Source organism: Pantoea sp. (assembly GCF_032114055.1).
Lineage (GTDB): Bacteria > Pseudomonadota > Gammaproteobacteria > Enterobacterales > Enterobacteriaceae > Pantoea.
In genome coordinates, this window is the sequence record NZ_DAMCTB010000014.1 from 15,508 (window position 1) to 40,860 (window position 25,353).

The following is a 25,353-nucleotide window of genomic DNA, read 5'->3' on the forward strand; positions in this document are numbered from 1 at the left end:
TTACTCGCTGTGCTCGCCCCTTCAGGGCCGCCCTGACGGGCGTTCAGGTTGCTAAAGCAGCCTGTGTGAGCACTGCCCAGGTTCAGAGTGGCAAATAAAATAGCCTGACGGGCAGGCTCTGAGTCATCTGGCAGAAAAGCTTCTTTGCTATAGTAAATTACCGTTTCACTTACTCAGCAATCTGGAGCTTCCTGTGACGCTTGCTCAACCCCACCGCGATTTGCCAGCCCCGACGCGGACGTTATTGCTCTCCGGCCAGAACATTGAACAAAAACGTGCCGAGTTGCTGGCCTATTTTCTTCAGACCTGGGAACAGTATGAAAGCCTGTTCACCTGTCTGGCCGATTCCAGGGCCTGGTTCAACAAAGCCATTCCGTTACGCCATCCATTGATCTTCTATTTTGGTCATACCGCGACCTTCTACATTAATAAGCTGATGGTCGGACGCCTGATTGACACCCGTCTGGACGATCGCATCGAAGCGATGATGGCGATCGGGGTAGATGAGATGAGCTGGGACGATCTCAACGACAGTCACTATGACTGGCCGACCATTGATGAAGTCCGTGAATACCGCGGGCGCGTGAAGGCGCTGGTCAGCGACCTGATCCAGACCATGCCCATTACGCTGCCGATCACCTGGGAGAGCCCGGCCTGGGTGATCCTGATGGGTATTGAGCATGAACGTATTCACCTGGAAACCTCCAGCGTACTGATACGCCAGTTACCGCTTGAGTGGGTCAGACCGCAGGCCGCCTGGCCGGTCTGCCCGATGGCGCGCCACCAGCGTGAGACCGTGCCTGCCAATAGCCTGCTGCCGATGCCCGGCGGCACGGTCACCCTGGGAAAAACCGACGATACTTACGGCTGGGATAACGAATATGGCCGTCAGCAGATTACGCTGCAGCCGTTCCAGGCGAGCAAAATGCTGGTCAGCAACGCGGAGTATTTTGCGTTCGTCGAGGCCGGCGGCTATCAGGATCGTCGCTGGTGGGATGATGAAGGCTGGGGCTGGTGTCAGTTTGCCAACGCCGCGATGCCGACCTTCTGGGTGGGCACGCCTGCGATGCCCGATCAGCTAAAACTGCGCCTGATGTGCGAAGAGGTCGCCATGCCGTGGGACTGGCCTGCCGAGGTCAATCAGCTGGAGGCGGCCGCATTCTGCCGCTGGAAAGCGGCGCAGACCGGCATGGCCATCCAGCTGCCCTGCGAAGCGGAGTGGGCACAGCTGCGTGAACAGGTGGCTGGCGATCAGCCGGAGTGGGAGCGGGCGCCGGGCAACATTAACCTGGCGTACTGGGCTTCCTCATCCCCGGTCGATCTGTTTGCCCAGGGCAGCTTCTTCGATATCGTCGGTAACGTCTGGCAGTGGACCACCACACCCACCAACGGTTTCGAAGGCTTTAAAGTCCATCCACTTTACGACGATTTCTCCACCCCGACCTTTGATGGCAAACATTCGCTTATTAAAGGCGGCAGCTGGATCTCGACCGGCAACGAAGCGCTGAAATCGGCCCGCTATGCGTTCCGCCGCCACTTCTTCCAGCATGCCGGTTTCCGCTATGTGGTCTCCACCCATCAGGAAACCATGGCGCTGAACCCCTATGAATCGGATGCCATGGTGTCGCAGTATCTCGACTTCCAGTATGGCCCGCGCTATTTCGGCGTTGATAACTACGCCGAAAGCCTGGTCCGACTGGCGCTGGAGCACACCCGCGCACGTGGCGAGGCGCTGGATATTGGTTGCGCCACCGGACGCGCCAGCTTCGAACTGGCGCGCCATTTTGATCGGGTAACCGGCATGGACTATTCGGCACGCTTTATTGATGTGGCGATGCAGCTGGCCAGCGGCGAAGACTTCCGTTATCTGCTGCCCCAGGAGGGCGATCTGGTCGAGTATCGTCAGGTTCGCCTGAAAGATTTCGCACCGGAGAGCGAACTGGCACAGCGGATCCAGTTCGTGCAGGGCGACGCCTGCAATCTTAAACCGCAGCCCGGACGTTACGATCTGGTGCTCGCCTCTAACCTGATCGATCGTCTGCGACAGCCTGCGCGTTTCCTGCAGGATGTCACGCCGATGCTGCGTCAGGGCGGCATCCTGCTGCTTTCATCGCCTTATACCTGGCTGGAGGATTTCACGCCGAAGGAGAACTGGCTGGGCGGCGTGCGTGAAAACGGAGAAGCACTGACGACGCTGCAGGCGCTACAGCGTCTGCTGGCGGACGACTTCGAGCAGATTGGCGAACCGCAGGATGTCCCCTTTGTGATCCGCGAGACGGCCCGCAAGTTCCAGCACACGCTGGCGCAGGTCACGCTCTGGCGTAAACGTTAAGTGAACCGGCAGCGGCGCCCGCTGCTGCCGGGAGTTGCCTGAACCGCTGTTTTGCTGCACATTCATCCCTGTTGACTCAAGCAGACCTATAACGAGGATGGCCATGGCCGAACACCTGCAGCTCGATAATCTGGATCGCGGCATTCTGAATGCCCTGCTGGAGAATGCGCGCACCGCTTACGCCGAGCTGGCAAAACAGTTTAATGTCAGCCCTGGCACCATACATGTGCGCGTGGAGAAAATGAAACAGGCGGGCATCATTCTGGGTACCCGCGTGGATATCGACCCCCGTCAGCTGGGGTTCGATGTCTGCTGCTTTATTGGCATCATCCTGAAAAGCGCCCGCGACTATCCGGCGGCGCTGAGCAAACTGAACGCGCTGGATGAGGTGGTTGAAGCCTGGTACACCACCGGCCACTACAGCATCTTTATTAAAGTAATGTGCCGCTCGATCGATGCCCTGCAACAGGTGTTGATCAACAAGATCCAGACCATCGATGAAATCCAGTCCACTGAGACCCTGATCTCACTGCAAAACCCGATCATGCGTACCATCAGGCCCTGATCCCGCTCGCCTGTGCATAATCTTATCCCTGACGAATGTGGCGGCTGACAGCGGCTACGTTCGCTTCTTCTGATCGATTAACCCTGTTGTCCACAGGTGGATCACTGCTTGATCACAGCGTACAATGCTCGCCTTAATGTCCGGGAGAGCAAGATGGCCGATATTACCTTAATCAGTGGCAGTACCCTGGGTAGTGCAGAGTACGTGGCTGAACATCTGGAAGAAAAATTACAGGATGCAGGCTTCTCAACGCAGATGCTGCACGGCCCGGCGCTGGATGAGCTGCCGTCCGAGGGGATCTGGCTGGTGGTCAGCTCTACCCACGGCGCGGGCGATATTCCCGACAATCTGCTGCCGCTCTTTGAAACCATCCGTGACACGCAGCCCGACCTCTCTCAGGTGCGGTTCGGTGCTGTCGGGCTCGGCAATCATGAATACGATCTCTTTTGTGGCGCGATCCGTCAGATTGACGCGCTGTTGGTTGCCCGGGGTGCACAACGGATCGGCGATCGTCTGGAGATTGACGTGCTGGAGCATGAAATCCCCGAAGATCCGGCTGAGGCCTGGCTGGAAAGCTGGAAAACCGCGATCTGAAGGCGGTCGGGGATCGCGAAATAGTCACGATCCCCAGTAGAAGATGCTGATTTTATCCTTTTACGCTCTTTTGTTTTGTGGATAACTACCCCTTAATCATGCGTATAACCGGTAGTTATCCAAAGAACAACCCGAGAGCGTTTTTTGAGCTGTGGATAAGCGGGCTTTTTGATCCCAGCTTATACGGATCAGGATCACCGATCATTCACAGCTAACGATCCTATTTATCCTGTTGTTTATGCTGCGCTTCTGGCAGATATCCACAGGAGAGCGGGATCCTAATAAGAGATCTAACAGAAAGATCATATACAGATCTAAGATCCTTTCTTTTAAAACCTGAGGATCCCGCGACTTTCACCCCAGCCGGAATTTAAGTAGAATCCACGCCCCAGGACGACGATCCTGCACGTTAATTAACCGAGGTACCACTTCATGTTTTATCAGGATCCTTTTGACGTCATCGTAATTGGTGGTGGTCATGCGGGCACCGAAGCCGCAATGGCGGCCGCCCGAATGGGTCAGCAAACCCTGTTACTCACCCATAACATTGATACGCTTGGACAAATGTCCTGTAACCCGGCGATCGGTGGCATTGGCAAAGGACATCTGGTTAAGGAAGTGGATGCCTTAGGGGGCCTGATGGCCCGTGCAATCGACCAGGCGGGTATCCAGTTCAGGATACTAAACGCGAGCAAAGGGCCAGCCGTGCGGGCGACCCGCGCCCAGGCCGATCGCGTGCTCTATCGCCAGGCTGTGCGAACGGCACTGGAAAACCAGCCCAACCTGATGATCTTCCAGCAGGCGGTCGACGATCTTATCGTGGAAAACGATCGTGTCGTGGGCGCGGTCACCCAGATGGGCCTGAAGTTCCGTGCAAAAACCGTGGTTCTGACCGTCGGCACCTTCCTTGACGGCAAAATTCATATCGGTCTGGACAACTACAGTGGCGGTCGTGCGGGTGATCCGCCGTCTATTCCACTGGCAAAACGTCTGCGTGCACTGCCGCTGCGGGTGAACCGCCTCAAGACGGGCACGCCGCCGCGCATTGATGCGCGCTCCATCAATTTTTCGGCACTGACGCCGCAGCACGGTGACAACCCGATGCCGGTCTTCTCGTTCATGGGCAATGTTGCTGAGCATCCGCAACAGGTGCCGTGCTGGATCACCCATACCAACGAGAAAACCCATGACGTGATCCGCAGTAACCTGGATCGCAGCCCGATGTATGCCGGGATCATCGAAGGGATCGGCCCGCGCTATTGCCCATCGATCGAAGACAAGGTGATGCGCTTTGCCGATCGCAACTCGCATCAGATCTTCCTGGAGCCGGAAGGGCTGACCAGCAACGAGATCTACCCGAACGGTATCTCAACCAGTCTGCCGTTTGACGTGCAGATTGAGATCGTTCGTTCGATGCAGGGCATGGCGAACGCGAAGATCGTACGCCCTGGCTATGCCATCGAGTATGACTTCTTCGATCCGCGCGATCTGAAACCGACACTTGAGAGCAAATTTATTCACGGCCTGTTCTTTGCCGGCCAGATTAACGGCACCACCGGTTATGAAGAAGCGGCTGCGCAGGGCATGCTGGCTGGTCTGAACGCGGCCCGTCAGTCTGCGGATAAAGAGGGCTGGGCACCGCGGCGTGACCAGGCTTATCTGGGCGTGCTGGTTGATGACCTGTGCACACTCGGTACCAAAGAGCCGTACCGCATGTTTACCTCGCGTGCTGAATATCGTCTGATGCTGCGCGAAGATAATGCTGACCTGCGTCTGACCGAAACGGGTCGTGAGCTGGGCCTGGTCGATGATGCGCGCTGGGCGCGTTTCAATCAGAAGCTGGAAGCAATCGAACAGGAGCGTCAGCGTCTGCGCGATATCTGGGTGCATCCGAAGTCCGGACATGTGACGGAAGTGAACACAGTGCTCAGCGCGCCGCTGACCAAAGAGGCCAGCGGTGAAGATCTGCTGCGCCGTCCTGAGATGACCTATCTGAAGCTGATGTCGCTGGAGAGCTATGGCCCGGCACTGGCGGACGAGCAGGCCGCAGAGCAGGTTGAGATCCAGGTCAAATATGAAGGCTATATCGCGCGGCAGCAGGAGGAGATCGATCGCCAGCTGCGGAACGAGAATACGCTGCTGCCGGTGGAACTCGATTACCGTCAGGTCAGTGGTCTCTCTAACGAGGTGATCGCCAAGCTGAACGATCACAAGCCGACGTCGATTGGTCAGGCGACCCGCATTTCGGGCATTACCCCGGCAGCCATCTCGATTCTGCTGATCTATCTGAAAAAACAGGGTCTGCTGCGCAAAAGCGCCTGATCTGAAACGGGGCGAGGCGACTCGCCCCCGCTGAATGGACTTATGCTGTGATCAACACACTCACATCGCTGCTGAAAGCAGCCGGTATTTCCCTCTCCGATCAACAAAAACAGCAGCTGGTTGCCTATGTCGGCCTGCTGGACAAGTGGAACAAAGCTTACAACCTGACCTCGGTGCGCGACCCGCAGCAGATGCTGGTTCGTCATATCCTCGACAGCATTGTCGTGGCGCCGCATCTCAGCGGTTCACGCTTTATCGATGTTGGCACCGGTCCCGGTCTGCCGGGGATTCCGCTGGCTATCGTGATGCCGGATGCTCACTTTACGCTGCTCGACAGTCTGGGCAAACGGGTCCGTTTCCTGCGTCAGGTTCAGCATGAGTTAGGACTCACTAACATCACTCCGGTCCAGAGCCGGGTTGAAGCGTTCCCGGCTGAGCCACCTTTTGATGGCGTCATCAGCCGGGCCTTTGCATCGCTCACCGACATGGTGAACTGGTGTCATCATCTGCCGGGCAGGGAAGGGCGCTTTTTTGCGCTTAAAGGTGTGCGTCCGGATGATGAAATCGCTGAATTACCGGCTGGCTACCTCTCTGAGGCGGTCATTAAGCTGCAGGTTCCGCAGCTGGAAGGCGATCGTCATCTGGTGATCCTTCGTCGCCAGTAGGTGCATACCGGGCAGCAACGGCACATTTTTCAGACCTCATGGCGATGGGCGTGCCGGAAAAACGTGCAGTCGATGCAGAAACGAAAAAAGTTTTTGATTAAGCCTTAACGATGTGAAGGTTAAAAAGGGTGACGGAAATTATCCGAAAAGCTCTGTTACATTTAACGATTAATTCACATTTAGTTATCAGAAATATCACCTGTATAGCGGAGTAAAGGAATAGAAGTAGTTACGGCTGAAAATATATCGTGGTAATAACTTTGCGTACGTAATATCAATTTCACGTTTATCGGACACTGTTCGCTGTCAATAGCGTGTTTTCGATAAAAATAGTTTTGGAAAGGTCATCATAAAATCTTAACTTCATGATTTTAAATGGCTAAATGTTGTTACGGATTGTTCTTAAATAGCGCGAAGATAAAAATCAGGCTGGCAGGGGTGCTTATTATGTGATCTAAAGCACGCTTTAAAAGCCCGAGGCTCGAGATTTTTTGCTCAGATTAGGGTGAATCTCCGCAGGGTGATCTTTGGAAAAATAGCCTTCCGGAAAGAAATTTAAATAATTGTTCACCTTTTCGCTACTTACCGATTGAAATCGCAGGTGCGGCCCGTATAATTTGCACGGCTTTTGCTGCTTGACTCAACTGCGCAAAGGCAGTCTTATACGACACGCGACATACCCCTAACGGGGCAGGAGAGTATCAGCGTCATGTCAGTGTCTCTTTACAGTGTAAAATTCGCCCGAAAGGTGCTGATGATTCAGCTGGTGACGATAGTCATCATCGGTGCACTCTTTGCTGTGAAAGATGTCATCTGGGGTGTCTCTGCTCTGGCTGGCGGTGCGGCAGCCTGGCTGCCAAACGTATTGTTTTTGTTTTTAGCCTGGCGCCTGCAGGGGCAACCCCCCGCTTCGGGGCGAGTCGCGTGGAGCTTCGCTTTGGGTGAAATAGCCAAAGTGTTTGCGACCATCATTTTGCTCATTGTGGCGTTGGGTCTATTCGGAGCGGCTTTCTGGCCGGTCGGAGTAACCTGGTTATCGGTGCTGGTGGTACAAATGCTGGCACCGGCGGTAATTAACAACAAAGGGTAAGAGGCATCATGGCTGCAGGAGAAATCTCTACTCCGCAAGAGTACATTGGTCACCACCTGACACATCTTCAGTTGGACCTGCGTACCTTCGAGTTAGTGAATCCGCACGACGCTCCCGCGACGTTCTGGGTATTAAATATCGATTCCATGTTTTTCTCTCTGGTGCTGGGAGTTATCTTCCTGGTGTTGTTCCGTAGCGTGGCGAAGTCTGTCACCAGCGGTGTGCCAGGGAAAATGCAGGCGGCTATCGAACTGGTTGTCGGTTTCGTTGATAGTAACGTGCGCGACATGTATCACGGTAAGAGCAAACTTATCGCCCCGCTGGCTCTGACAATTTTTGTCTGGGTCTTCCTGATGAACTTCATGGATCTGCTGCCAATCGACCTGCTGCCTTATATTGGTGAGCATCTGTTGGGGTTACCGGCGCTGCGCGTCGTACCGTCTGCAGACGTGAACATCACGCTCTCTATGGCGTTGGGCGTATTTATTTTGATTCTGTTCTACAGCATCAAAATGAAAGGCATTGGCGGCTTCACGAAAGAGCTGACGCTGCAGCCTTTTAACCACCCGATCTTCATCCCGATCAACCTGATTCTGGAAGGGGTCAGCCTGCTGTCTAAGCCTGTATCACTGGGTTTGCGACTGTTCGGTAACATGTATGCGGGTGAACTGATCTTTATCCTTATTGCCGGTCTGTTGCCGTGGTGGTCGCAGTGGGTGCTGAATGTGCCGTGGGCCATTTTCCACATCCTGATCATTTCGCTACAGGCTTTCATTTTCATGGTCCTCACGATTGTCTATCTGTCGATGGCATCTGAAGAACATTGATTTTTTTCTCAACACTACTTTCCCTCTTGATTTCGGGCGGCAGCGCACGTCGCTGAAGCCCGGAAGATGAAGGGAGCATTTAACTGAAACAAACTGGAGACTGTCATGGAAAACCTGAATATGGATCTGCTGTACATGGCTGCCGCTGTGATGATGGGCCTGGCGGCAATCGGTGCTGCGATCGGTATCGGCATCCTCGGAGGAAAATTCCTGGAAGGCGCTGCTCGTCAGCCTGACCTGATTCCTCTGCTGCGTACGCAGTTCTTTGTTGTAATGGGTCTGGTGGATGCAATCCCGATGATCGCTGTTGGTCTGGGTCTGTATGTGATGTTTGCTGTCGCCTAAAGCCCTTGTGTTCACTCAGCGCACAATGTGCAGGGGTGAACGGATTCTGCCGCTTATCTCAACGATAACGGCAGAAAAGTTAAATACTCAATCTAGAGGCATTGTGCTGTGAACATTAATGCAACAATCCTCGGCCAGGCTATCGCGTTCATCCTGTTTGTCGCGTTCTGCATGAAGTACGTATGGCCGCCGATTATGGCTGCCATCGAAAAGCGCCAGAAAGAAATTGCTGAAGGCCTTGCTTCTGCTGAACGTGCAAAGAAAGATTTGGATCTCGCGCAGGCTAATGCGACCGACCAGCTGAAAAAAGCCAAAGAAGACGCTCAGGTCATTATCGAGCAAGCGAACAAGCGTCGCGCGCAGATTCTGGACGAAGCCAAAACCGAAGCTGAAAACGAACGTAATCGCATCGTGACACAAGCGCAGGCTGAAATTGACGCCGAACGCAAACGTGCGCGTGAAGAGCTGCGTAAGCAGGTTGCGTTGCTGGCTATGGCTGGTGCCGAGAAGATCATCGAACGTTCCGTGGATGAAGCTGCTAACAGCGACATCGTTGATAAACTGGTCGCTGAACTGTAAGGAGGGAGGGGCTGATGTCTGATCTGATTACTGTAGCTCGCCCCTACGCCAAAGCAGCTTTTGACTTTGCTGTTGAGCATCAAAGTATAGAACGCTGGCAACAGATGCTGGCGTTTGCCGCAGAAGTGGCTCGCAATGAACAGATGGCTGATCTTCTTTCAGGTGCCTTAGCACCCGAAGCGTTGGCAGCGTCGTTTAACGCAGTCTGTGGTGATCAACTGGATGAACCCGCGCAGAACCTGATTAAGGTGATGGCGGAAAACGGACGTTTGACAGCGCTTCCGGCTGTACTGGCACTTTACATCGAACTGCGTGACGCTCACGAAGCTACCGCTGAAGTCGATGTTATCTCTGCCAGTACGCTGAGTGACGACCAGCTGAATAAAATCAGCGCCGCGATGGAAAAACGTCTGTCACGCAAAGTTAAGCTGAATTGCAAAATTGATAAGTCTGTGATGGCAGGCGTGATCATCCGTGCGGGTGATCTGGTTATTGATGGCAGCGTACGCGGCCGTCTTGACCGTCTGGCTGACGTCTTGCAGTCTTAAGGGGACTGGAGCATATGCAACTGAATTCCACCGAAATCAGCGAACTGATCAAGCAGCGCATTGCTCAGTTCAATGTCGTGAGTGAAGCTCACAACGAAGGTACGATTGTTTCTGTAAGTGACGGTATCATCCGCGTACACGGCCTGGCCGATGTGATGCAGGGTGAGATGATTGCCCTGCCGGGTAACCGTTACGCTATCGCCCTGAACCTCGAGCGTGACTCGGTTGGTGCAGTGGTGATGGGTCCTTACGCTGACCTCGCCGAAGGCATGAAGGTTAAGTGTACTGGCCGTATTCTTGAAGTACCGGTAGGCCGTGGCCTGCTGGGCCGCGTCGTGAACACCCTGGGTGCGCCTATCGACGGTAAAGGTGCTATCGACAACGACGGTTTCTCACCGGTCGAAGTGATTGCACCTGGTGTTATCGATCGTCAGTCAGTCGACCAGCCGGTTCAGACCGGTTATAAGTCTGTCGATGCGATGATTCCAATCGGCCGTGGCCAGCGTGAGCTGATCATCGGTGACCGTCAGACCGGTAAAACCGCGATGGCGATCGATGCGATCATCAACCAGCGCGACTCAGGCATCAAGTGTGTCTACGTGGCGATTGGTCAGAAAGCCTCAACCATCTCTAACGTGGTTCGTAAGCTGGAAGAGCATGGCGCACTGCAGAACACCATCGTTGTTGTGGCGTCTGCGTCTGAATCTGCTGCGCTGCAGTATCTCTCTCCATACGCAGGCTGTGCGATGGGTGAATACTTCCGTGACCGCGGTGAAGATGCACTGATTGTTTATGATGACCTCTCCAAGCAGGCTATCGCTTACCGTCAGATCTCGCTGCTGCTGCGTCGTCCACCAGGTCGTGAAGCGTTCCCTGGCGACGTGTTCTATCTCCACTCCCGTCTGCTGGAACGTGCATCACGCGTAAGCGCTGATTATGTTGAACGTTTCACCAATGGCGCTGTGACAGGTAAAACCGGTTCACTGACCGCGCTGCCGATCATCGAAACCCAGGCGGGCGACGTTTCTGCGTTCGTTCCGACCAACGTAATCTCGATTACGGATGGTCAGATCTTCCTGGAATCGAACCTGTTCAACTCCGGTATTCGTCCGGCAGTTAACCCAGGTATTTCGGTATCCCGTGTAGGTGGTGCTGCTCAGACCAAGATCATCAAAAAACTGTCCGGTGGTATTCGTACCGCACTGGCACAGTACCGTGAACTGGCGGCGTTCTCGCAGTTCGCTTCCGATCTGGATGATGCAACCCGCAAACAGCTGAGCCACGGTCAGAAAGTGACCGAGCTGCTGAAGCAGAAACAGTATGCGCCGATGTCTGTCGCGCAGCAGGGTCTGGTTCTGTTTGCTGCAGAGCGTGGCTACCTGAACGACGTTGAACTGGCAAAAATTGGCAGCTTCGAAGCTGCGCTGCTGGCCTTCGCCGATCGCGACCACGCTGAGCTGATGGCTGAAATCAACCAGTCTGGCAACTTTAACAACGATATCGAAGCGAAGCTGAAAGGCCTGATCGATACGTTTAAAGCAACCCAGTCCTGGTAATGTCTGGCGGCTTGTCTGAAAAGGCAGGCCGCAAGGCTTTGAGGAGAAGCTAATGGCCGGCGCAAAAGAGATACGAAGCAAGATCGGAAGCGTGAAAAACACGCAGAAGATCACCAAAGCGATGGAAATGGTCGCCGCCTCCAAAATGCGTAAAACGCAGGAACGCATGGCGGCCAGCCGTCCGTATGCAGACACCATGCGCAAAGTGATTGGTCACCTTGCGTTAGGTAATCTGGAATACAAGCACCCTTACCTGGAAGAGCGCGACGTGAAGCGCGTCGGCTACCTGGTCGTTTCAACAGACCGCGGGCTTTGTGGTGGTTTGAACATTAACCTGTTCAAAAAATTACTGGCGGATATGAAGTCCTGGTCCGATAAAGGCGTGCAGAGCGATCTGTCGATTATCGGTTCTAAAGGGGCGTCATTCTTCAGTGCTGTGGGTGGCAACATTGTGGCGCAGGTTAGCGGCATGGGCGATAAACCTGCCCTGTCCGATCTGATCGGCCCGGTAAAAGTCATGTTGCAGGCTTATGATGAAGGCCGCATCGACAAGCTGATGATCGTCAGTAACAAGTTCAATAACACCATGTCTCAGACTCCGACCATCACCCAACTGCTGCCGTTAGCGCCAGCGGAAGGTGAAGAAGAGATGAAGGCGAAGACCTGGGATTACCTGTACGAACCCGATCCGAAAGCGCTGCTGGATACCCTGCTGCGTCGTTATGTCGAATCGCAGGTTTATCAGGGTGTGGTGGAAAATCTGGCCAGTGAGCAGGCCGCACGTATGGTGGCAATGAAAGCTGCAACCGACAACGGCGGAAATCTGATCAAAGAGCTGCAGTTGATTTACAACAAAGCTCGTCAGGCCAGCATCACCCAGGAACTTACCGAGATCGTCTCGGGGGCCTCCGCGGTTTAACCAGGTTTGGAATTAGGTAGAGGATTCAAGATGGCAACTGGAAAGATTGTCCAGATTATCGGCGCCGTTGTTGACGTCGAATTCCCTCAGGACGCGGTACCGCAAGTGTACAGCGCCCTGGAGGTGATGAATGGTGATGCGCGTCTGGTGCTGGAAGTCCAGCAGCAGCTGGGCGGCGGCGTAGTACGTACCATTGCAATGGGTACGTCTGACGGCCTGAAGCGTGGTCTGAGCGTCAACGACCTGCAGAAACCGATTCAGGTACCGGTCGGTAAAGCGACCCTGGGTCGTATCATGAACGTTCTCGGCGAGCCAATCGATATGAAAGGCGACCTGAAAGAAGAAGATGGCAGCGCAGTAGAGATCGCCTCTATTCACCGCGCAGCGCCTTCTTATGAAGAACAGTCTAACTCGCAGGAACTGCTGGAAACCGGCATCAAGGTTATCGACCTGATGTGTCCGTTTGCCAAAGGCGGTAAAGTGGGTCTGTTCGGTGGTGCGGGTGTAGGTAAAACCGTCAACATGATGGAACTGATCCGTAACATCGCGGCTGAGCACTCAGGTTACTCTGTGTTTGCCGGTGTGGGTGAGCGTACTCGTGAGGGTAACGACTTCTACCACGAAATGACTGACTCAAACGTTATCGATAAAGTTGCCCTGGTCTATGGCCAGATGAACGAGCCGCCGGGTAACCGTCTGCGCGTGGCACTGACCGGTCTGACCATGGCGGAAAAATTCCGTGACGAAGGCCGCGACGTTCTGCTGTTCATCGATAACATCTACCGTTACACCCTGGCCGGTACAGAAGTCTCTGCACTGCTGGGTCGTATGCCATCTGCAGTAGGTTACCAGCCAACGCTGGCCGAAGAGATGGGTGTGTTGCAGGAGCGTATTACCTCCACCAAGACCGGTTCAATCACCTCCGTACAGGCCGTTTACGTCCCTGCGGATGACCTGACTGACCCGTCACCAGCGACCACCTTTGCGCACTTAGACTCAACAGTAACGCTGAGCCGTCAGATCGCCTCTCTGGGTATCTACCCGGCCGTTGACCCGCTGGATTCCACCAGCCGTCAGCTGGATCCGCTGGTTGTGGGTCAGGAGCACTATGATGTTGCGCGTGGCGTTCAGTCACTGCTGCAGCGTTATCAGGAGCTGAAAGACATCATCGCCATCCTCGGTATGGATGAGCTGTCTGAAGAAGACAAACTGCTGGTGGCACGTGCGCGTAAGATTCAGCGCTTCCTGTCTCAGCCGTTCTTCGTTGCGGAAGTATTCACCGGTTCACCGGGCAAATACGTTACGCTGAAAGACACTATCCGTGGCTTTAAAGGCATCATGGAAGGTGAGTTTGACCACCTGCCAGAGCAGGCCTTCTACATGGTTGGTGCCATCGAAGAAGCCGTGGAAAAAGCGAAGAAACTGTAATAACGGTTTCCCGGGAGGAAGATTATGGCTATGACTTATCACCTGGATGTGGTCAGCGCAGAAGAACAGCTGTTCTCTGGTCTGGTACAGAAAATTCAGGTGTCAGGTAGCGAAGGTGAACTGGGGATTTTCCCTGGCCATGCGCCGCTGCTGACTGCCATTAAGCCTGGAATGATCCGTATCGTGAAACAGCACGGCGAAGAGGAGTATATTTACCTCTCTGGCGGCGTGCTGGAAGTGCAACCAGGCAGCAGCACCGTTCTGGCCGATACCGCGATTCGCGGTACCGATCTGGACGAAGCGCGCGCTCTGGAAGCAAAACGCAAAGCAGAAGAGCACATGAACAGCAGCCACGGCGACGTGGACTATGCTCAGGCCTCTGCCGAGCTGGCGAAAGCCATTGCTAAACTGCGCGTGATCGAACTGACCAAAAAAGCGATGTAATCCAGCTTTATGCGTCACGAAATGCCAGCCCTCGGGCTGGCATTTTTTTTGTCTGACGAGCCCGATCGGCCTGTTCGCCTAATTTCGGCCTGAGAAAAATGTAGTAATCTCAACCTCAAACCGCTTTACTTTCACCCGTAAAAATTCACTCAGGATGGTTATGTCTAACAGTGCAATGAGTGTGGTGATCCTGGCCGCTGGCAAGGGCACCCGTATGTATTCCGATCTGCCTAAAGTGCTGCACACGCTGGCAGGCAAACCGATGGTTCAGCATGTGATTGATGCCGCTAAAGGGCTGGGTGCGCAGCAGGTGCATCTGGTTTATGGCCACGGTGGCGACCGTCTCAAAGCGACGCTGACCGACAGCACACTTAACTGGGTGCTGCAGGCGGAGCAGCTCGGCACCGGCCATGCCATGCAGCAGGCGGCACCGGCATTTGCTGACGATGAAGATATTATGATGCTCTACGGCGACGTACCGCTGATCGCCGGGGCCACGCTGCAGCGTCTGCGTGATGCAAAACCCGAGGGCGGCATCGGTTTACTTACCGTCGTGCTGGACGATCCCACCGGCTACGGCCGCATTGTGCGCGAAAACGGCACCATCACCGGCATTATCGAGCAGAAAGATGCCAGCCCGGCGCAACTCCGCATTAATGAGGTCAATACCGGCATCCTGATTGCCAACGGCGGCGATCTGAAACGCTGGCTGGCGCAGCTCACCAATAACAACGCGCAGGGTGAATATTACATCACCGACATCATCGCGCTGGCGCATCAGGAGGACCGGGTGATTAATGCGGTCCATCCGACACGCATCAGTGAAACCGATGGCGTGAATAACCGGCTGCAGCTGGCAACCTTAGAGCGCACCTTCCAGGCTGAACAGGCAGAAAAACTGCTGCTGGCGGGTGTGATGCTGCGCGATCCGGCGCGATTCGACCTGCGCGGCACGCTGACGCATGGCCGGGATGTGGAAATCGACACCAACGTCATTATTGAAGGTGATGTCACGCTGGGCGCGCGCGTGAAAATCGGCACAGGCTGCGTTATCAGAAACAGCGTAATCGGTGATGACTGTGAAATCAGCCCCTATACGGTGATCGAGGATGCAAATCTCGCGACCGCCTGTACCGTCGGGCCTTTTGCCCGTCTGCGTCCAGGCAGCCAGCTGGCCGACGCCGCCCATGTAGGCAACTTCGTTGAAATGAAAAAAGCACGCCTGGGCAGGGGATCAAAAGCCGGTCACCTCTCCTATCTCGGTGACGCTGAGATAGGCGATAACGTGAACATCGGCGCGGGCACCATTACCTGTAACTATGATGGCGCCAATAAATCGAAAACCGTGATTGGCGATGATGTCTTTGTGGGATCGGACACCCAGCTGGTGGCGCCGGTCAGCGTTGCGGCAGGCACTACCATTGCAGCAGGCACCACCATCATGAAGGATGTGACGGAGGCGGGTCTGGTCTACAACCGCAAAGAGCAGAATCACAAAGCGGGCTGGCAGCGCCCGGTAAAGAAAAAATAAAATTTTAGCGGCCCGCTTTATGCGGGCCGATGCAGTGCAGTGTCATAACTATAATCCCCACTCTCTACAAGGCTCGGGGAACCGGCAACGCCGGATATCAGGTCGCATGACAACAGAAGTGGCGAAAAGCCATGTAGTCAGGAAAACATCATTATGTGTGGAATTGTTGGTGCAGTAGCACAGCGCGATATCGCAGAGATCCTGCTGGAAGGTCTGCGTCGTCTTGAATATCGCGGATATGATTCGGCCGGTCTGGCCGTAGTCGATCGTCAGGGGCACGTTACGCGCCTGCGTCGTTTGGGAAAAGTGCAGAAACTGGCAGAAGCGGCCGAACAGCAGCCGCTGATTGGGGGCACGGGTATCGCGCATACGCGCTGGGCAACCCATGGTGAGCCGTCGGAAGCGAATGCGCATCCGCACATTTCAGAACACATTATCATCGTGCACAACGGCATCATTGAAAACCATGAGCCGCTGCGTGCGGAGCTCATCGAACGTGGCTACGTCTTTGCTTCTGAAACCGACACCGAAGTGGTGGCACATCTGGTTCACTGGGAGCAGAAGCAGGGCGGTTCGCTGCGTGAGGTGGTGCTGCGCGTGATCCCGCAACTGCGCGGTGCCTATGGCATGGTGATCATGGACAGCCGCGATCCGTCACGGCTGGTGGCTGCCCGCTCCGGCAGTCCGCTGGTTATCGGTCGCGGCGTCGGCGAAAACTTCATTGCCTCGGATCAGCTCGCTCTGCTGCCGGTCACCCGCCGGTTTATCTATCTGGAAGAGGGTGATATTGCCGAGATCAGCCGTCGTGATGTCACGATCGTTGATAGTGAAGGCAACACCATGACGCGCGCGGAGATCGAATCAAATCTGCAGTATGACGCTGGCGACAAGGGCATTTACCGCCACTATATGCAGAAAGAGATCTACGAACAGCCAATGGCGCTGAAAAGCACCCTGAGCGGCCGGTTTAGCCAGGGTCAGGTTGACCTGAGCGAACTGGGCGCGGGCGCAGAGGCGCTGCTGAGCCAGGTCGAGCATATCCAGATTATCGCCTGCGGCACCTCCTATAACTCCGGCATGGTGTCACGCTACTGGTTTGAGTCGCTGGCCAACATCCCCTGTGATGTTGAGATCGCCTCGGAGTTCCGCTACCGGAAATCCGCGGTGCGCAAAAACAGCCTGCTGATTACCCTGTCGCAATCGGGCGAAACGGCCGATACGCTGGCGGCGCTGCGCCTCTCAAAAGAGCTGGGCTACCTGGGGTCGCTGGCGGTCTGCAACGTGGCCGGTTCATCACTGGTGCGGGAATCGGACCTGGCGCTGATGACCAAAGCGGGCACCGAAATCGGCGTCGCCTCCACCAAAGCCTTTACCACGCAGCTCGCGGTGCTGCTGATGCTGGTGGCAAAACTGGGCCGTCTGAAAGGGATGTCTGCCGACACCGAGCATGAGATCGTGCATGCGCTGCAGGCGCTGCCGAGCCGCATCGAGCAGATGCTGGCGCAGGATAAGCTGATCGAGAATCTGGCCGAAGGCTTCTCCGACAAGCATCATGCGCTGTTCCTGGGCCGTGGCGATCAATATCCGATCGCGATGGAAGGCGCGCTGAAGCTCAAGGAGATCTCCTACATTCATGCGGAAGCCTACGCGGCCGGCGAGCTGAAACATGGCCCGCTGGCGCTGATCGATGCCGATATGCCGGTCATCGTGGTGGCGCCTAACAACGAACTGCTGGAGAAGCTCAAGTCCAACATCGAAGAGGTGCGCGCGCGTGGCGGCCTGCTCTACGTCTTTGCCGACCAGGATGCGGGCTTCAGCGACAGCGACGGGATGAAGATTATCCCGCTGCCGCATGTGGAAGAGGTGATTGCCCCGATCTTCTACACCGTGCCGTTGCAGTTACTCTCCTATCACGTCGCCCTGATCAAAGGCACCGACGTCGACCAGCCACGTAACCTGGCAAAATCGGTTACCGTGGAATAAAAAAGTGGGCCCCGTCGCGGGCCCGCTTCATTTCAGCGCACTGTCATATAACTGTCATATTTCGTACATTTCACTGTCATCAAACTGTCCTATTTTCCCTCCTGCAGCAATCACTGACTCTTACTAAAACGGCCCCGAGCCTGACTTTTCTCCCCTGGAGGGAACATGACACTGATGCGTAGCACCGTAGCCCGACTCCTCGCCACCACTTTCGCTGTAAGCGCGGTCTCTGCTTTTGCGGCAACCGACCTCACTGGCGCAGGCGGGACGTTCCCGGCGCCGGTTTATGCCAAGTGGGCAGCAGAATATCAGCAAGCCACCGGTAGCAAAATTAACTACCAGGGTATCGGTTCATCTGGCGGCGTGAAACAGATCATCGCCAAAACCGTGGATTTCGGTGCGTCAGATGCGCCGATGAAAGAGGAAGACCTGCAGAAAAACGGCCTGTTCCAGTTCCCGACCGTAATCGGTGGCGTGGTGCTGGCGGTTAATCTGCCAGGCATCAAGTCAGGCCAGCTGACGCTGGATGGCAAAACCGTGGGTGACATCTACCTCGGCACCATCAAAAAGTGGAACGACCCGGCAATCGCGAAACTCAACCCGGGCGTGAAACTGCCGGAAACCAATATCAACGTGGTTCGCCGCGCTGACGGTTCAGGCACCTCCTTCGTCTTTACCAGCTATCTGGCGAAAGTGAACGAAGAGTGGAACAGCAAAATTGGTAAAGGTAACACCGTTAACTGGCCGGTAGGTCTGGGCGGTAAAGGCAATGACGGCGTCGCCGCTTTCGTTCAGCGTCTGCCGGGCTCAATCGGCTATGTGGAATACGCCTACGCCAAACAGAACAACCTGACCTACACCAAACTGGTTGATGCTGATGGTAAAGCGGTCGCACCAAGCGAAACCAGCTTCAGCAATGCCGCGAAAGGCGCGGACTGGAGCAAATCGTTTGCCCAGGATCTGACCTTCCAGAAGGGTGCGGATGCCTGGCCGATCTCCTCAACCACCTTCATCCTGATCTACAAAGACCAGGCGAATGCGGCCAAGGGCGCAGAAGTGCTGAAGTTCTTTGACTGGGCGTACAAAAGCGGCGGCAAAACGGCCACTGCGCTGGATTATGCTGCCCTGCCGGATAGCGTGATCGAACAGATTCGTGCCGCCTGGAAAGCCAACATCAAAGACAGTTCTGGTAAAGCGCTTTATCAGTAATGGACCGACCCTGACCGGATAATGCATCGGTCAATCCTGCGGGCGGCGTAATGCCGCCCTGATAACTTCTGAAGACCGAGACTTTTATGGCTGCAACGAAGCCGGCATTCAAAGCCCCAGGCAAACAGGGTGACAGAATTTTTGGCGCGCTGGTCAGGCTGGCGGCGCTGATTGTTCTGTTACTGATGGGCGGCATTATCGTCTCCCTGATCATCTCCTCGTGGCCCAGCATCCAGAAATTTGGTTTCGCCTTTTTGTGGACCAAAACCTGGGATGCGCCCAACGAACAGTTCGGCGCACTGGTACCGATTTACGGCACCCTTGTGACCTCCATTATCGCGCTGATCATCGCCGTACCGGTGAGTTTTGGTATCGCGCTGTTCCTGACTGAACTCGCGCCAGGCTGGCTGCGTCGCCCGCTGGGCACCGCCATTGAACTGCTGGCGGCGATTCCGAGTATTGTTTATGGCATGTGGGGCCTGTTTGTCTTTGCCCCGCTGTTTGCCGAATATTTTCAGACGCCGGTCAACGACGTGATGTCGGGCATTCCGATTGTCGGCGAGCTTTTCTCAGGCCCTGCGTTCGGCATCGGTATCCTCGCCGCAGGCGTCATACTGGCGATCATGATCATTCCTTACATCGCCTCGGTGATGCGCGACGTCTTCGAACAGACCCCGGTAATGATGAAAGAGTCCGCCTACGGCATTGGCTGCACCACCTGGGAGGTGATCTGGCGTATCGTTCTGCCGTTTACCAAAAACGGCGTCATTGGCGGGGTGATGCTGGGCCTGGGGCGTGCGCTGGGTGAGACGATGGCGGTGACCTTTATCATCGGTAACACCTACCAGCTCGACAGCCCGTCGCTGTTTATGCCGGGCAACAGCATCACCTCGGCGCTGGCCAACGAGTTCGCGGAAGCGGAGTCGGGCGTCCACGTCGCGGCGCTGATGGAGCTGGGCCTGATCCTGTTTGTGATTACCTTTATCGTGCTGGCGATTTCAAAACTGATGATTATGCGACTGGCGAAAAGTGAAGGAGCGCGCTCATGACCACCATTGAAATTCAGGCGCGTGCCGAACTGGACGCGTCGCGCCGCAAAATGCAGGCCTGGCGCAGCACCAAAAATAAAATCGCTCTGACGCTGTCGATGCTGACGATGGCATTCGGGCTGTTCTGGCTGGTCTGGATCCTGTTTACCACCGTGACGCGCGGCGTGGATGGCCTCTCCTGGTCGCTGTTCACCGAATCGACCCCACCGCCGAACACGGCAGGCGGCGGTCTGGCGAATGCCCTGGCGGGCAGTGGCTTACTGATTTTCTGGTCGACCTTTTTCGGTACGCCGCTGGGCATCATGGCCGGGATCTATCTGGCAGAGTATGGGCGCAAATCCGCCCTGTCAGAGGTTATCCGCTTTATTAACGACATTCTGCTGTCAGCGCCTTCCATTGTGGTCGGCCTGTTCGTCTACACCCTGGTGGTGTCGCAGATGCAGCACTTCTCCGGCTGGGCTGGGGTCATTGCGCTGGCGCTGCTGCAGGTGCCGATTGTGATCCGCACCACCGAAAACATGCTGCGTCTGGTGCCGGACAGCATGCGTGAAGCGGCCTATGCGCTCGGTACGCCGAAGTGGAAGATGATTTCAGCCATCACCCTGAAAGCGTCGGTCTCCGGCATTATCACTGGCGTGCTGCTGGCCATCGCCCGCATTGCGGGCGAAACCGCCCCGCTGCTGTTCACGGCGCTGTCGAACCAGTTCTGGAGCACCGACATGATGCAGCCGCTGGCGAACCTGCCGGTCACCATCTTTAAGTTCGCCATGAGCCCCTTTGCCGAATGGCAGAGCCTGGCCTGGGCGGGCGTGCTGATTATTACCTTCTGCGTGCTGCTGCTGAATATTCTGGCGCGGGTCATTTTCGCCAAAGGTAAACACGGTTAATTTCCGGCGCGGCCCTGTGCGGCGCCGTATAAGAGAGATGAATTATGAGTATCGCGACAGCATCAGCCGGTAAGATCCAGGTGCGTAATCTGAACTTCTATTACGGCAAGTTCCATGCGCTGAAAAACATCAATCTGGATATCGCTAAGAATCAGGTGACCGCCTTTATCGGGCCATCGGGCTGCGGTAAGTCGACCCTGCTGCGTACCTTCAATAAAATGTACTCACTCTATCCGGAGCAGCGGGCGGAAGGGGACATTCTGCTGGATGGCGAAAATATCCTGGCCACCCAGCAGGATATCGCGCTGCTGCGCGCCCGCGTCGGCATGGTCTTCCAGAAACCCACGCCGTTCCCGATGTCGATCTATGACAACATCGCCTTTGGCGTCCGCCTGTTTGAAAAACTCTCGCGTGCCGATATGGATGAGCGCGTGCAGTGGGCGCTGACCAAGGCAGCCCTGTGGAATGAAACCAAAGACAAGCTGCATCAGAGCGGTTACAGTCTTTCCGGCGGTCAGCAGCAGCGTCTCTGTATTGCCCGCGGCATCGCGATTCGTCCGGAAGTGTTGCTGCTGGATGAGCCCTGCTCTGCGCTGGATCCCATCTCCACAGGCCGTATCGAGGAGCTGATCACCGAGCTGAAACAGGATTACACCGTGGTAATCGTGACCCACAACATGCAGCAGGCGGCGCGCTGCTCCGACCATACCGCTTTCATGTATCTGGGCGAACTGATCGAGTTCAGCGACACCGACACGCTGTTTACCAAGCCCGCACAGAAGCAAACCGAAGATTATATTACCGGCCGCTACGGCTGATCTGACAGGAGATCGACATGGATAATCTGAATCTGAACAAACACATCTCCGGTCAGTTTAATGCCGAGCTGGAGCATATCCGTACCCAGGTGATGATCATGGGCGGCATGGTCGAGCAGCAGCTGACGGATGCCATTACCGCGATGCATAACCTTGACGGCGAACTGGCGCAGCGGGTGATCGACGGCGACCAGAAGGTCAATATGATGGAGGTCGAGATTGATGAGGCGTGCGTGCGCATCATCGCCAAGCGTCAGCCTACCGCAATTGATTTGCGTCTGGTGATGGCGATCATCAAAACCATCTCCGAGCTGGAGCGCATCGGTGATGTGGCGGAAAAGATCAGCCGCACGGCGCTGGAAAAATTTGGTCAGCAGCACCTGCCGCTGCTGGTGAGTCTGGAGTCGCTGGGGCGTCACACCGTGCAGATGCTGCACGATGTGCTGGATGCTTTTGCGCGCATGGATCTCAACGAAGCTATTACCATCTACCGCGAAGATAAGAAGGTGGATAAAGAGTATGAAGGCATTGTGCGCCAGCTGATGACCTACATGATGGAAGATCCGCGTACCATTCCCAGCGTGCTGACGGCCCTGTTCTGTGCCCGCGCCATTGAGCGTATCGGCGATCGCTGTCAGAACATCTGCGAAATCATCTTCTATTTTGTTAAAGGTCAGGATTTCCGGCATGTCGGCGGCGACCGTCTCGACGAGTTGCTCTCAGGTGACGATGGCAGCAACCGACCGTCCTGATAACAGCGATCCCTGCGCCTGCACGGCGCAGGGATAAGCCTTTTCAATTGGTCACATCCTGAACTCTCTTTATAATTGCGGCACTTTTCTTTCAGAGGTGCGCAATGAACTCCCCTTCTTCCCAATCTGCGCCGGGCGTGTCCCCCGGCAAAGCGATGCTGGCTGCGGTCAGTGGTTATGCCATGGATGGATTTGACCTGCTGATACTCGGCTTTATGCTGCCGGCGATCAGCGTTTCGCTGGCGCTCAATCCATCACAGGCGGGATCGCTGATGACCTGGACGCTGATTGGCGCGGTTATCGGTGGCATCGTCTTTGGTCATCTCAGCGATCGTTTTGGTCGCATCCGTATGCTTACCGTCACCATCCTGGTCTTCTCGATCTTTACCGGTCTGTGCGCATTCGCACAGGGCTACTGGGATCTGCTTGCCTGGCGGACGCTGGCGGGTGTCGGTCTGGGCGGCGAGTTTGGTATCGGCATGGCGCTGATTGCCGAAGCCTGGCCTGTGGAGAAACGCAATCGCGCCTCCGCCTGGGTCGGCATAGGCTGGCAGCTGGGAGTACTGATGGCCGCCTTTATCACGCCGCCGCTGCTGGCGATGATCGGCTGGCGCGGCATGTTCCTGGTTGGCGTTTTGCCTGCGCTGGTGTCGTTTGCCATCCGCCGTGGCATGGGTGAACCGGAGGCGTATCAGAAGCAGGTTAAGCAGGTGCCGTCGCTCTCGTTTCCGGCGCGCCTGAGGCTGCTGGTGCGCGACCGCACCACCGCCAAAGCGAGCCTCGGCATTTTTATCCTCTGTTCCGTGCAGAACTTTGGCTACTACGGGCTGATGATCTGGATGCCGAGCTACCTCTCTTCCAGCTTTGGCTTCAGCCTGACAAAGTCGGGCCTCTGGACCGCCGTGACCGTTGTCGGCATGACCTTCGGCATCTGGCTGTTTGGCGTGCTTGCCGATCGCTTTGCACGCTGGAAAATTTTTCTGCTCTATCAGTTCGGTGCGGTGGCGATGGTGGTGATTTATGCACAGCTCCGCGACCCGAACGTGATGCTGTTTACGGGCGCCATCATGGGGATGTTTGTTAACGGCATGATTGGCGGCTACGGTGCGCTGATTTCCGATACTTTCCCGCCTCAGGTGCGTGCGACCGCGCAGAACGTGCTGTTTAATCTGGGACGTGGCGTCGGCGGTTTTGGCCCGGTGGTGATCGGTCTGCTGGCGAGTCAGTTCTCATTCACGGCGGCAATCACCCTGCTGGCACTGATCTACCTGCTGGATATTGTGGCGACGCTGTTCCTGTTGCCGAAGAAGCAGGGGCAGGACGATACGCTGGGCGCCATTGGCTGATGCTGTCATGAGACCGCGCCGGAAAACAGCATTCTGGCGCGGTCGATTCAGTCGGAACGTTTACAGAGAGAGCAGGCCGCCAGGCCACACAATAGGTGGATCTGGCCGCCCTGTAAGGTTAATGCATAAGTGGCAGGAGCTGCTGATAGAGGGTGGCAAAGGTTGCCCGGCGCGATGCGTAATCGGCCATCCTGGCCGGATCCGGCTGATGGCGCTGCACCCGCGCCGGTGTCGGCACAGTCACACCAGGATCCAGCGCCTGCTGCGCCAGCCGTGCCGCACCCAGTGCAGGGCCGACATCCCCGCCGTGGCAGTAATCCAGCGTCTGACCGCTGATATCCGCCAGCATCTGACGCCACAGCGCACTGCGCGCGCCGCCGCCGATCAGCATAATGCTCTCGGGCTTAATGCCGCACTCGTGCACCACGTCAATCCCCTGCGCCAGCGCAAACCCGACCCCTTCCAGTACCGATCGCGCCAGTTCCGGACGCCTATGCTGGTGGGTGAAACCGAAGAAAGCGCCCCTGGCATGAGGATTGTTGTGCGGCGTGCGTTCGCCGGAAAGATAGGGCAGAAACCACAGCGCGGGCACGTCATCGCGTGCGCGCTCAGCTTCAGCCAGCAGCTCAGGCACATCCCGGCAGCCGGTCAGCGTGGCTGCCCAGTCGAGGCAGGACGCCGCACTGAGCATCACCGACATCAGATGCCAGCGCTGCGGTAAGGCATGACAGAAGCTGTGGACCGCGCGCTGCGGGTTACTCAGATAGCCGTCACTTACTACGAAATAGACGCCCGAGGTGCCCAGCGACAGCATCGCCTGACCCGGCTCCGTCATGCCAACACCTACTGCACCCGCCGCATTGTCGCCGCCGCCAGCCGCCAGCGGCACCGCCTTCATCTTCCAGCGGGTCGCCAGTCCGGCGTGCAGCGTACCGGTCTGTTCGTTGCCTTCATAAAGTGTCGGCATCTGATCGCGGCTGAGGCCACAGGCGCGCAGCATCACGTCGCTCCAGTCCCGCTGTGCCACATCCAGCCACATCGTGCCTGCAGCATCAGACATATCGGTGGCGAAGTCACCGCTCATCCGCCAGCGCAGATAATCCTTAGGCAGCAGGACATGCGCGACCTGACTGAAGATCGCCGGTTCGTTCTGCTGTACCCACAGCAGCTTGGGCGCCGTAAAGCCGGGCATCATCAGATTACCGGTAATCGCCCGCGAATCCGGCACCTTCTGCTCCAGCTCACGGCACTGCGCCTCGCTGCGTCCATCATTCCAGAGCATGGCGGGACGCAAAACCCGGTCAGCGCCATCGAGCAGCGTCGCCCCGTGCATCTGCCCGCTCAGCCCGATGGCCTGCACGGCCTGCAGATCCTGCTGCGCACTCAGCGCCTGCATAGCCACATCCAGCGCCTGCCACCAGCTTTCGGGATCCTGTTCGCTCCATAAGGGCTGTGGTCGCGAAACCTGCAGTGACGCCGTTTCCGTGGCCACCACGTTGCCCTGTGCATCCATCAGCACCACTTTGACGCCGGAGGTGCCTAAATCGATCCCGATAAACATGCT

23 protein-coding genes are annotated in these 25,353 nt (G+C 56.1%); 22 read left to right on the forward strand and 1 reads right to left on the reverse strand.

Annotated features, from left to right (window positions below; genetic code table 11):
• Window positions 1–193 precede the first annotated feature (193 nt).
• The 22 genes from ovoA (at window position 194) to RT657_RS17995 (ending at window position 23,789) form a co-directional block, all read left to right on the forward strand.
• Entirely contained in the window at window positions 194–2,332 is a 2,139-nt protein-coding gene (gene ovoA / locus RT657_RS17890) for a 5-histidylcysteine sulfoxide synthase (protein WP_313656079.1), read from the forward strand.
• A gap of 103 nt (window positions 2,333–2,435) precedes the next feature.
• Entirely contained in the window at window positions 2,436–2,897 is a 462-nt protein-coding gene (gene asnC / locus RT657_RS17895; RefSeq protein ID WP_313656080.1) for a transcriptional regulator AsnC, read from the forward strand.
• Between the two features lie 153 nt (window positions 2,898–3,050).
• The gene (gene mioC, locus RT657_RS17900; RefSeq protein ID WP_313656081.1) at window positions 3,051–3,491 is read left to right on the forward strand and encodes an FMN-binding protein MioC; all 441 of its coding nucleotides are present in this window, start codon (window positions 3,051–3,053) and stop codon (window positions 3,489–3,491) included.
• 432 nt (window positions 3,492–3,923) lie between these two features.
• Window positions 3,924–5,813 (forward strand): tRNA uridine-5-carboxymethylaminomethyl(34) synthesis enzyme MnmG, encoded by a 1,890-nt coding sequence (gene mnmG / locus RT657_RS17905; protein WP_313656083.1) that lies wholly within the window; start codon window positions 3,924–3,926, stop codon window positions 5,811–5,813.
• 47 nt (window positions 5,814–5,860) lie between these two features.
• On the forward strand, window positions 5,861–6,478 hold the full coding sequence (gene rsmG / locus RT657_RS17910) for a 16S rRNA (guanine(527)-N(7))-methyltransferase RsmG (protein ID WP_313656084.1): 618 nt from the start codon (window positions 5,861–5,863) through the stop codon (window positions 6,476–6,478).
• 709 nt (window positions 6,479–7,187) lie between these two features.
• On the forward strand, window positions 7,188–7,568 hold the full coding sequence (gene atpI, locus RT657_RS17915; protein WP_313656085.1) for a F0F1 ATP synthase subunit I: 381 nt from the start codon (window positions 7,188–7,190) through the stop codon (window positions 7,566–7,568).
• An 8-nt stretch (window positions 7,569–7,576) separates the two neighbouring features.
• Entirely contained in the window at window positions 7,577–8,395 is an 819-nt protein-coding gene (gene atpB, locus RT657_RS17920) for a F0F1 ATP synthase subunit A (protein ID WP_111140949.1), read from the forward strand.
• 105 nt (window positions 8,396–8,500) lie between these two features.
• Complete coding sequence (gene atpE / locus RT657_RS17925) at window positions 8,501–8,740, forward strand: F0F1 ATP synthase subunit C (protein ID WP_003849523.1); 240 nt, start codon at window positions 8,501–8,503, stop codon at window positions 8,738–8,740.
• 108 nt (window positions 8,741–8,848) lie between these two features.
• The gene (gene atpF / locus RT657_RS17930) at window positions 8,849–9,319 is read left to right on the forward strand and encodes a F0F1 ATP synthase subunit B (protein WP_111140950.1); all 471 of its coding nucleotides are present in this window, start codon (window positions 8,849–8,851) and stop codon (window positions 9,317–9,319) included.
• A 14-nt stretch (window positions 9,320–9,333) separates the two neighbouring features.
• A complete protein-coding gene (atpH, locus tag RT657_RS17935) occupies window positions 9,334–9,867 on the forward strand; it encodes a F0F1 ATP synthase subunit delta (protein ID WP_111140951.1) in 534 nt (177 codons plus the stop codon).
• Window positions 9,868–9,881: 14 nt separating this feature from the next.
• Entirely contained in the window at window positions 9,882–11,423 is a 1,542-nt protein-coding gene (gene atpA / locus RT657_RS17940; protein WP_003849532.1) for a F0F1 ATP synthase subunit alpha, read from the forward strand.
• A gap of 52 nt (window positions 11,424–11,475) precedes the next feature.
• Window positions 11,476–12,342, forward strand: coding sequence for a F0F1 ATP synthase subunit gamma (gene atpG, locus RT657_RS17945; protein WP_128084224.1), 867 nt, complete (start codon window positions 11,476–11,478; stop codon window positions 12,340–12,342).
• Window positions 12,343–12,372: 30 nt separating this feature from the next.
• On the forward strand, window positions 12,373–13,770 hold the full coding sequence (gene atpD, locus RT657_RS17950; RefSeq protein ID WP_111141395.1) for a F0F1 ATP synthase subunit beta: 1,398 nt from the start codon (window positions 12,373–12,375) through the stop codon (window positions 13,768–13,770).
• Window positions 13,771–13,794: 24 nt separating this feature from the next.
• Window positions 13,795–14,214 carry a F0F1 ATP synthase subunit epsilon gene (locus RT657_RS17955; protein WP_008926374.1) on the forward strand — a complete coding sequence of 140 codons (420 nt, stop codon included), beginning with the start codon at window positions 13,795–13,797 and terminating at the stop codon, window positions 14,212–14,214.
• Window positions 14,215–14,374: 160 nt separating this feature from the next.
• Window positions 14,375–15,745, forward strand: coding sequence for a bifunctional UDP-N-acetylglucosamine diphosphorylase/glucosamine-1-phosphate N-acetyltransferase GlmU (gene glmU / locus RT657_RS17960; protein WP_313656086.1), 1,371 nt, complete (start codon window positions 14,375–14,377; stop codon window positions 15,743–15,745).
• Window positions 15,746–15,898: 153 nt separating this feature from the next.
• Window positions 15,899–17,728 (forward strand): glutamine--fructose-6-phosphate transaminase (isomerizing), encoded by a 1,830-nt coding sequence (gene glmS / locus RT657_RS17965; RefSeq protein WP_313656087.1) that lies wholly within the window; start codon window positions 15,899–15,901, stop codon window positions 17,726–17,728.
• Between the two features lie 165 nt (window positions 17,729–17,893).
• A complete protein-coding gene (gene pstS, locus RT657_RS17970) occupies window positions 17,894–18,937 on the forward strand; it encodes a phosphate ABC transporter substrate-binding protein PstS (RefSeq protein ID WP_313656088.1) in 1,044 nt (347 codons plus the stop codon).
• An 86-nt stretch (window positions 18,938–19,023) separates the two neighbouring features.
• The gene (gene pstC / locus RT657_RS17975) at window positions 19,024–19,986 is read left to right on the forward strand and encodes a phosphate ABC transporter permease PstC (RefSeq protein WP_013359566.1); all 963 of its coding nucleotides are present in this window, start codon (window positions 19,024–19,026) and stop codon (window positions 19,984–19,986) included.
• Window positions 19,983–20,873, forward strand: a complete 891-nt coding sequence (gene pstA / locus RT657_RS17980; RefSeq protein WP_313656089.1) for a phosphate ABC transporter permease PstA — start codon at window positions 19,983–19,985, stop codon at window positions 20,871–20,873. The genes pstC and pstA overlap by 4 nt, the downstream gene beginning before the upstream one ends.
• Window positions 20,874–20,917: 44 nt before the next feature.
• A complete protein-coding gene (gene pstB / locus RT657_RS17985) occupies window positions 20,918–21,691 on the forward strand; it encodes a phosphate ABC transporter ATP-binding protein PstB (protein WP_313656090.1) in 774 nt (257 codons plus the stop codon).
• 17 nt (window positions 21,692–21,708) lie between these two features.
• Complete coding sequence (gene phoU, locus RT657_RS17990; protein WP_009088225.1) at window positions 21,709–22,443, forward strand: phosphate signaling complex protein PhoU; 735 nt, start codon at window positions 21,709–21,711, stop codon at window positions 22,441–22,443.
• A gap of 104 nt (window positions 22,444–22,547) precedes the next feature.
• Entirely contained in the window at window positions 22,548–23,789 is a 1,242-nt protein-coding gene (locus RT657_RS17995; protein WP_313656092.1) for an MFS transporter, read from the forward strand.
• A 118-nt stretch (window positions 23,790–23,907) separates the two neighbouring features.
• Here the strand turns inward: RT657_RS17995 and xylB are convergent, their stop codons facing one another.
• Window positions 23,908–25,350 carry a xylulokinase gene (gene xylB, locus RT657_RS18000; protein ID WP_313656094.1) on the reverse strand — a complete coding sequence of 481 codons (1,443 nt, stop codon included), beginning with the start codon at window positions 25,348–25,350 and terminating at the stop codon, window positions 23,908–23,910.
• Window positions 25,351–25,353: the final 3 nt, after the last annotated feature.

Bases quoted from the DNA above. Each gene is read 5' to 3' on its own strand.
- pstA (WP_313656089.1), top strand. From the start codon at position 19,983: ATGACCACCATTGAAATTCAGGCGCGTGCCGAACTGGACGCGTCGCGC.
- phoU (WP_009088225.1), top strand. From the start codon at position 21,709: ATGGATAATCTGAATCTGAACAAACACATCTCCGGTCAGTTTAATGCC.
- atpD (WP_111141395.1), top strand. From the start codon at position 12,373: ATGGCAACTGGAAAGATTGTCCAGATTATCGGCGCCGTTGTTGACGTC.
- asnC (WP_313656080.1), top strand. From the start codon at position 2,436: ATGGCCGAACACCTGCAGCTCGATAATCTGGATCGCGGCATTCTGAAT.
- atpI (WP_313656085.1), top strand. From the start codon at position 7,188: ATGTCAGTGTCTCTTTACAGTGTAAAATTCGCCCGAAAGGTGCTGATG.
- pstS (WP_313656088.1), top strand. From the start codon at position 17,894: ATGACACTGATGCGTAGCACCGTAGCCCGACTCCTCGCCACCACTTTC.
- RT657_RS17955 (WP_008926374.1), top strand. From the start codon at position 13,795: ATGGCTATGACTTATCACCTGGATGTGGTCAGCGCAGAAGAACAGCTG.
- atpH (WP_111140951.1), top strand. From the start codon at position 9,334: ATGTCTGATCTGATTACTGTAGCTCGCCCCTACGCCAAAGCAGCTTTT.
- xylB (WP_313656094.1), bottom strand. From the start codon at position 25,350: ATGTTTATCGGGATCGATTTAGGCACCTCCGGCGTCAAAGTGGTGCTG.
- pstB (WP_313656090.1), top strand. From the start codon at position 20,918: ATGAGTATCGCGACAGCATCAGCCGGTAAGATCCAGGTGCGTAATCTG.
- RT657_RS17995 (WP_313656092.1), top strand. From the start codon at position 22,548: ATGAACTCCCCTTCTTCCCAATCTGCGCCGGGCGTGTCCCCCGGCAAA.
- atpB (WP_111140949.1), top strand. From the start codon at position 7,577: ATGGCTGCAGGAGAAATCTCTACTCCGCAAGAGTACATTGGTCACCAC.
- pstC (WP_013359566.1), top strand. From the start codon at position 19,024: ATGGCTGCAACGAAGCCGGCATTCAAAGCCCCAGGCAAACAGGGTGAC.
- atpA (WP_003849532.1), top strand. From the start codon at position 9,882: ATGCAACTGAATTCCACCGAAATCAGCGAACTGATCAAGCAGCGCATT.
- mnmG (WP_313656083.1), top strand. From the start codon at position 3,924: ATGTTTTATCAGGATCCTTTTGACGTCATCGTAATTGGTGGTGGTCAT.
- glmS (WP_313656087.1), top strand. From the start codon at position 15,899: ATGTGTGGAATTGTTGGTGCAGTAGCACAGCGCGATATCGCAGAGATC.
- atpE (WP_003849523.1), top strand. From the start codon at position 8,501: ATGGAAAACCTGAATATGGATCTGCTGTACATGGCTGCCGCTGTGATG.
- atpG (WP_128084224.1), top strand. From the start codon at position 11,476: ATGGCCGGCGCAAAAGAGATACGAAGCAAGATCGGAAGCGTGAAAAAC.
- glmU (WP_313656086.1), top strand. From the start codon at position 14,375: ATGTCTAACAGTGCAATGAGTGTGGTGATCCTGGCCGCTGGCAAGGGC.
- mioC (WP_313656081.1), top strand. From the start codon at position 3,051: ATGGCCGATATTACCTTAATCAGTGGCAGTACCCTGGGTAGTGCAGAG.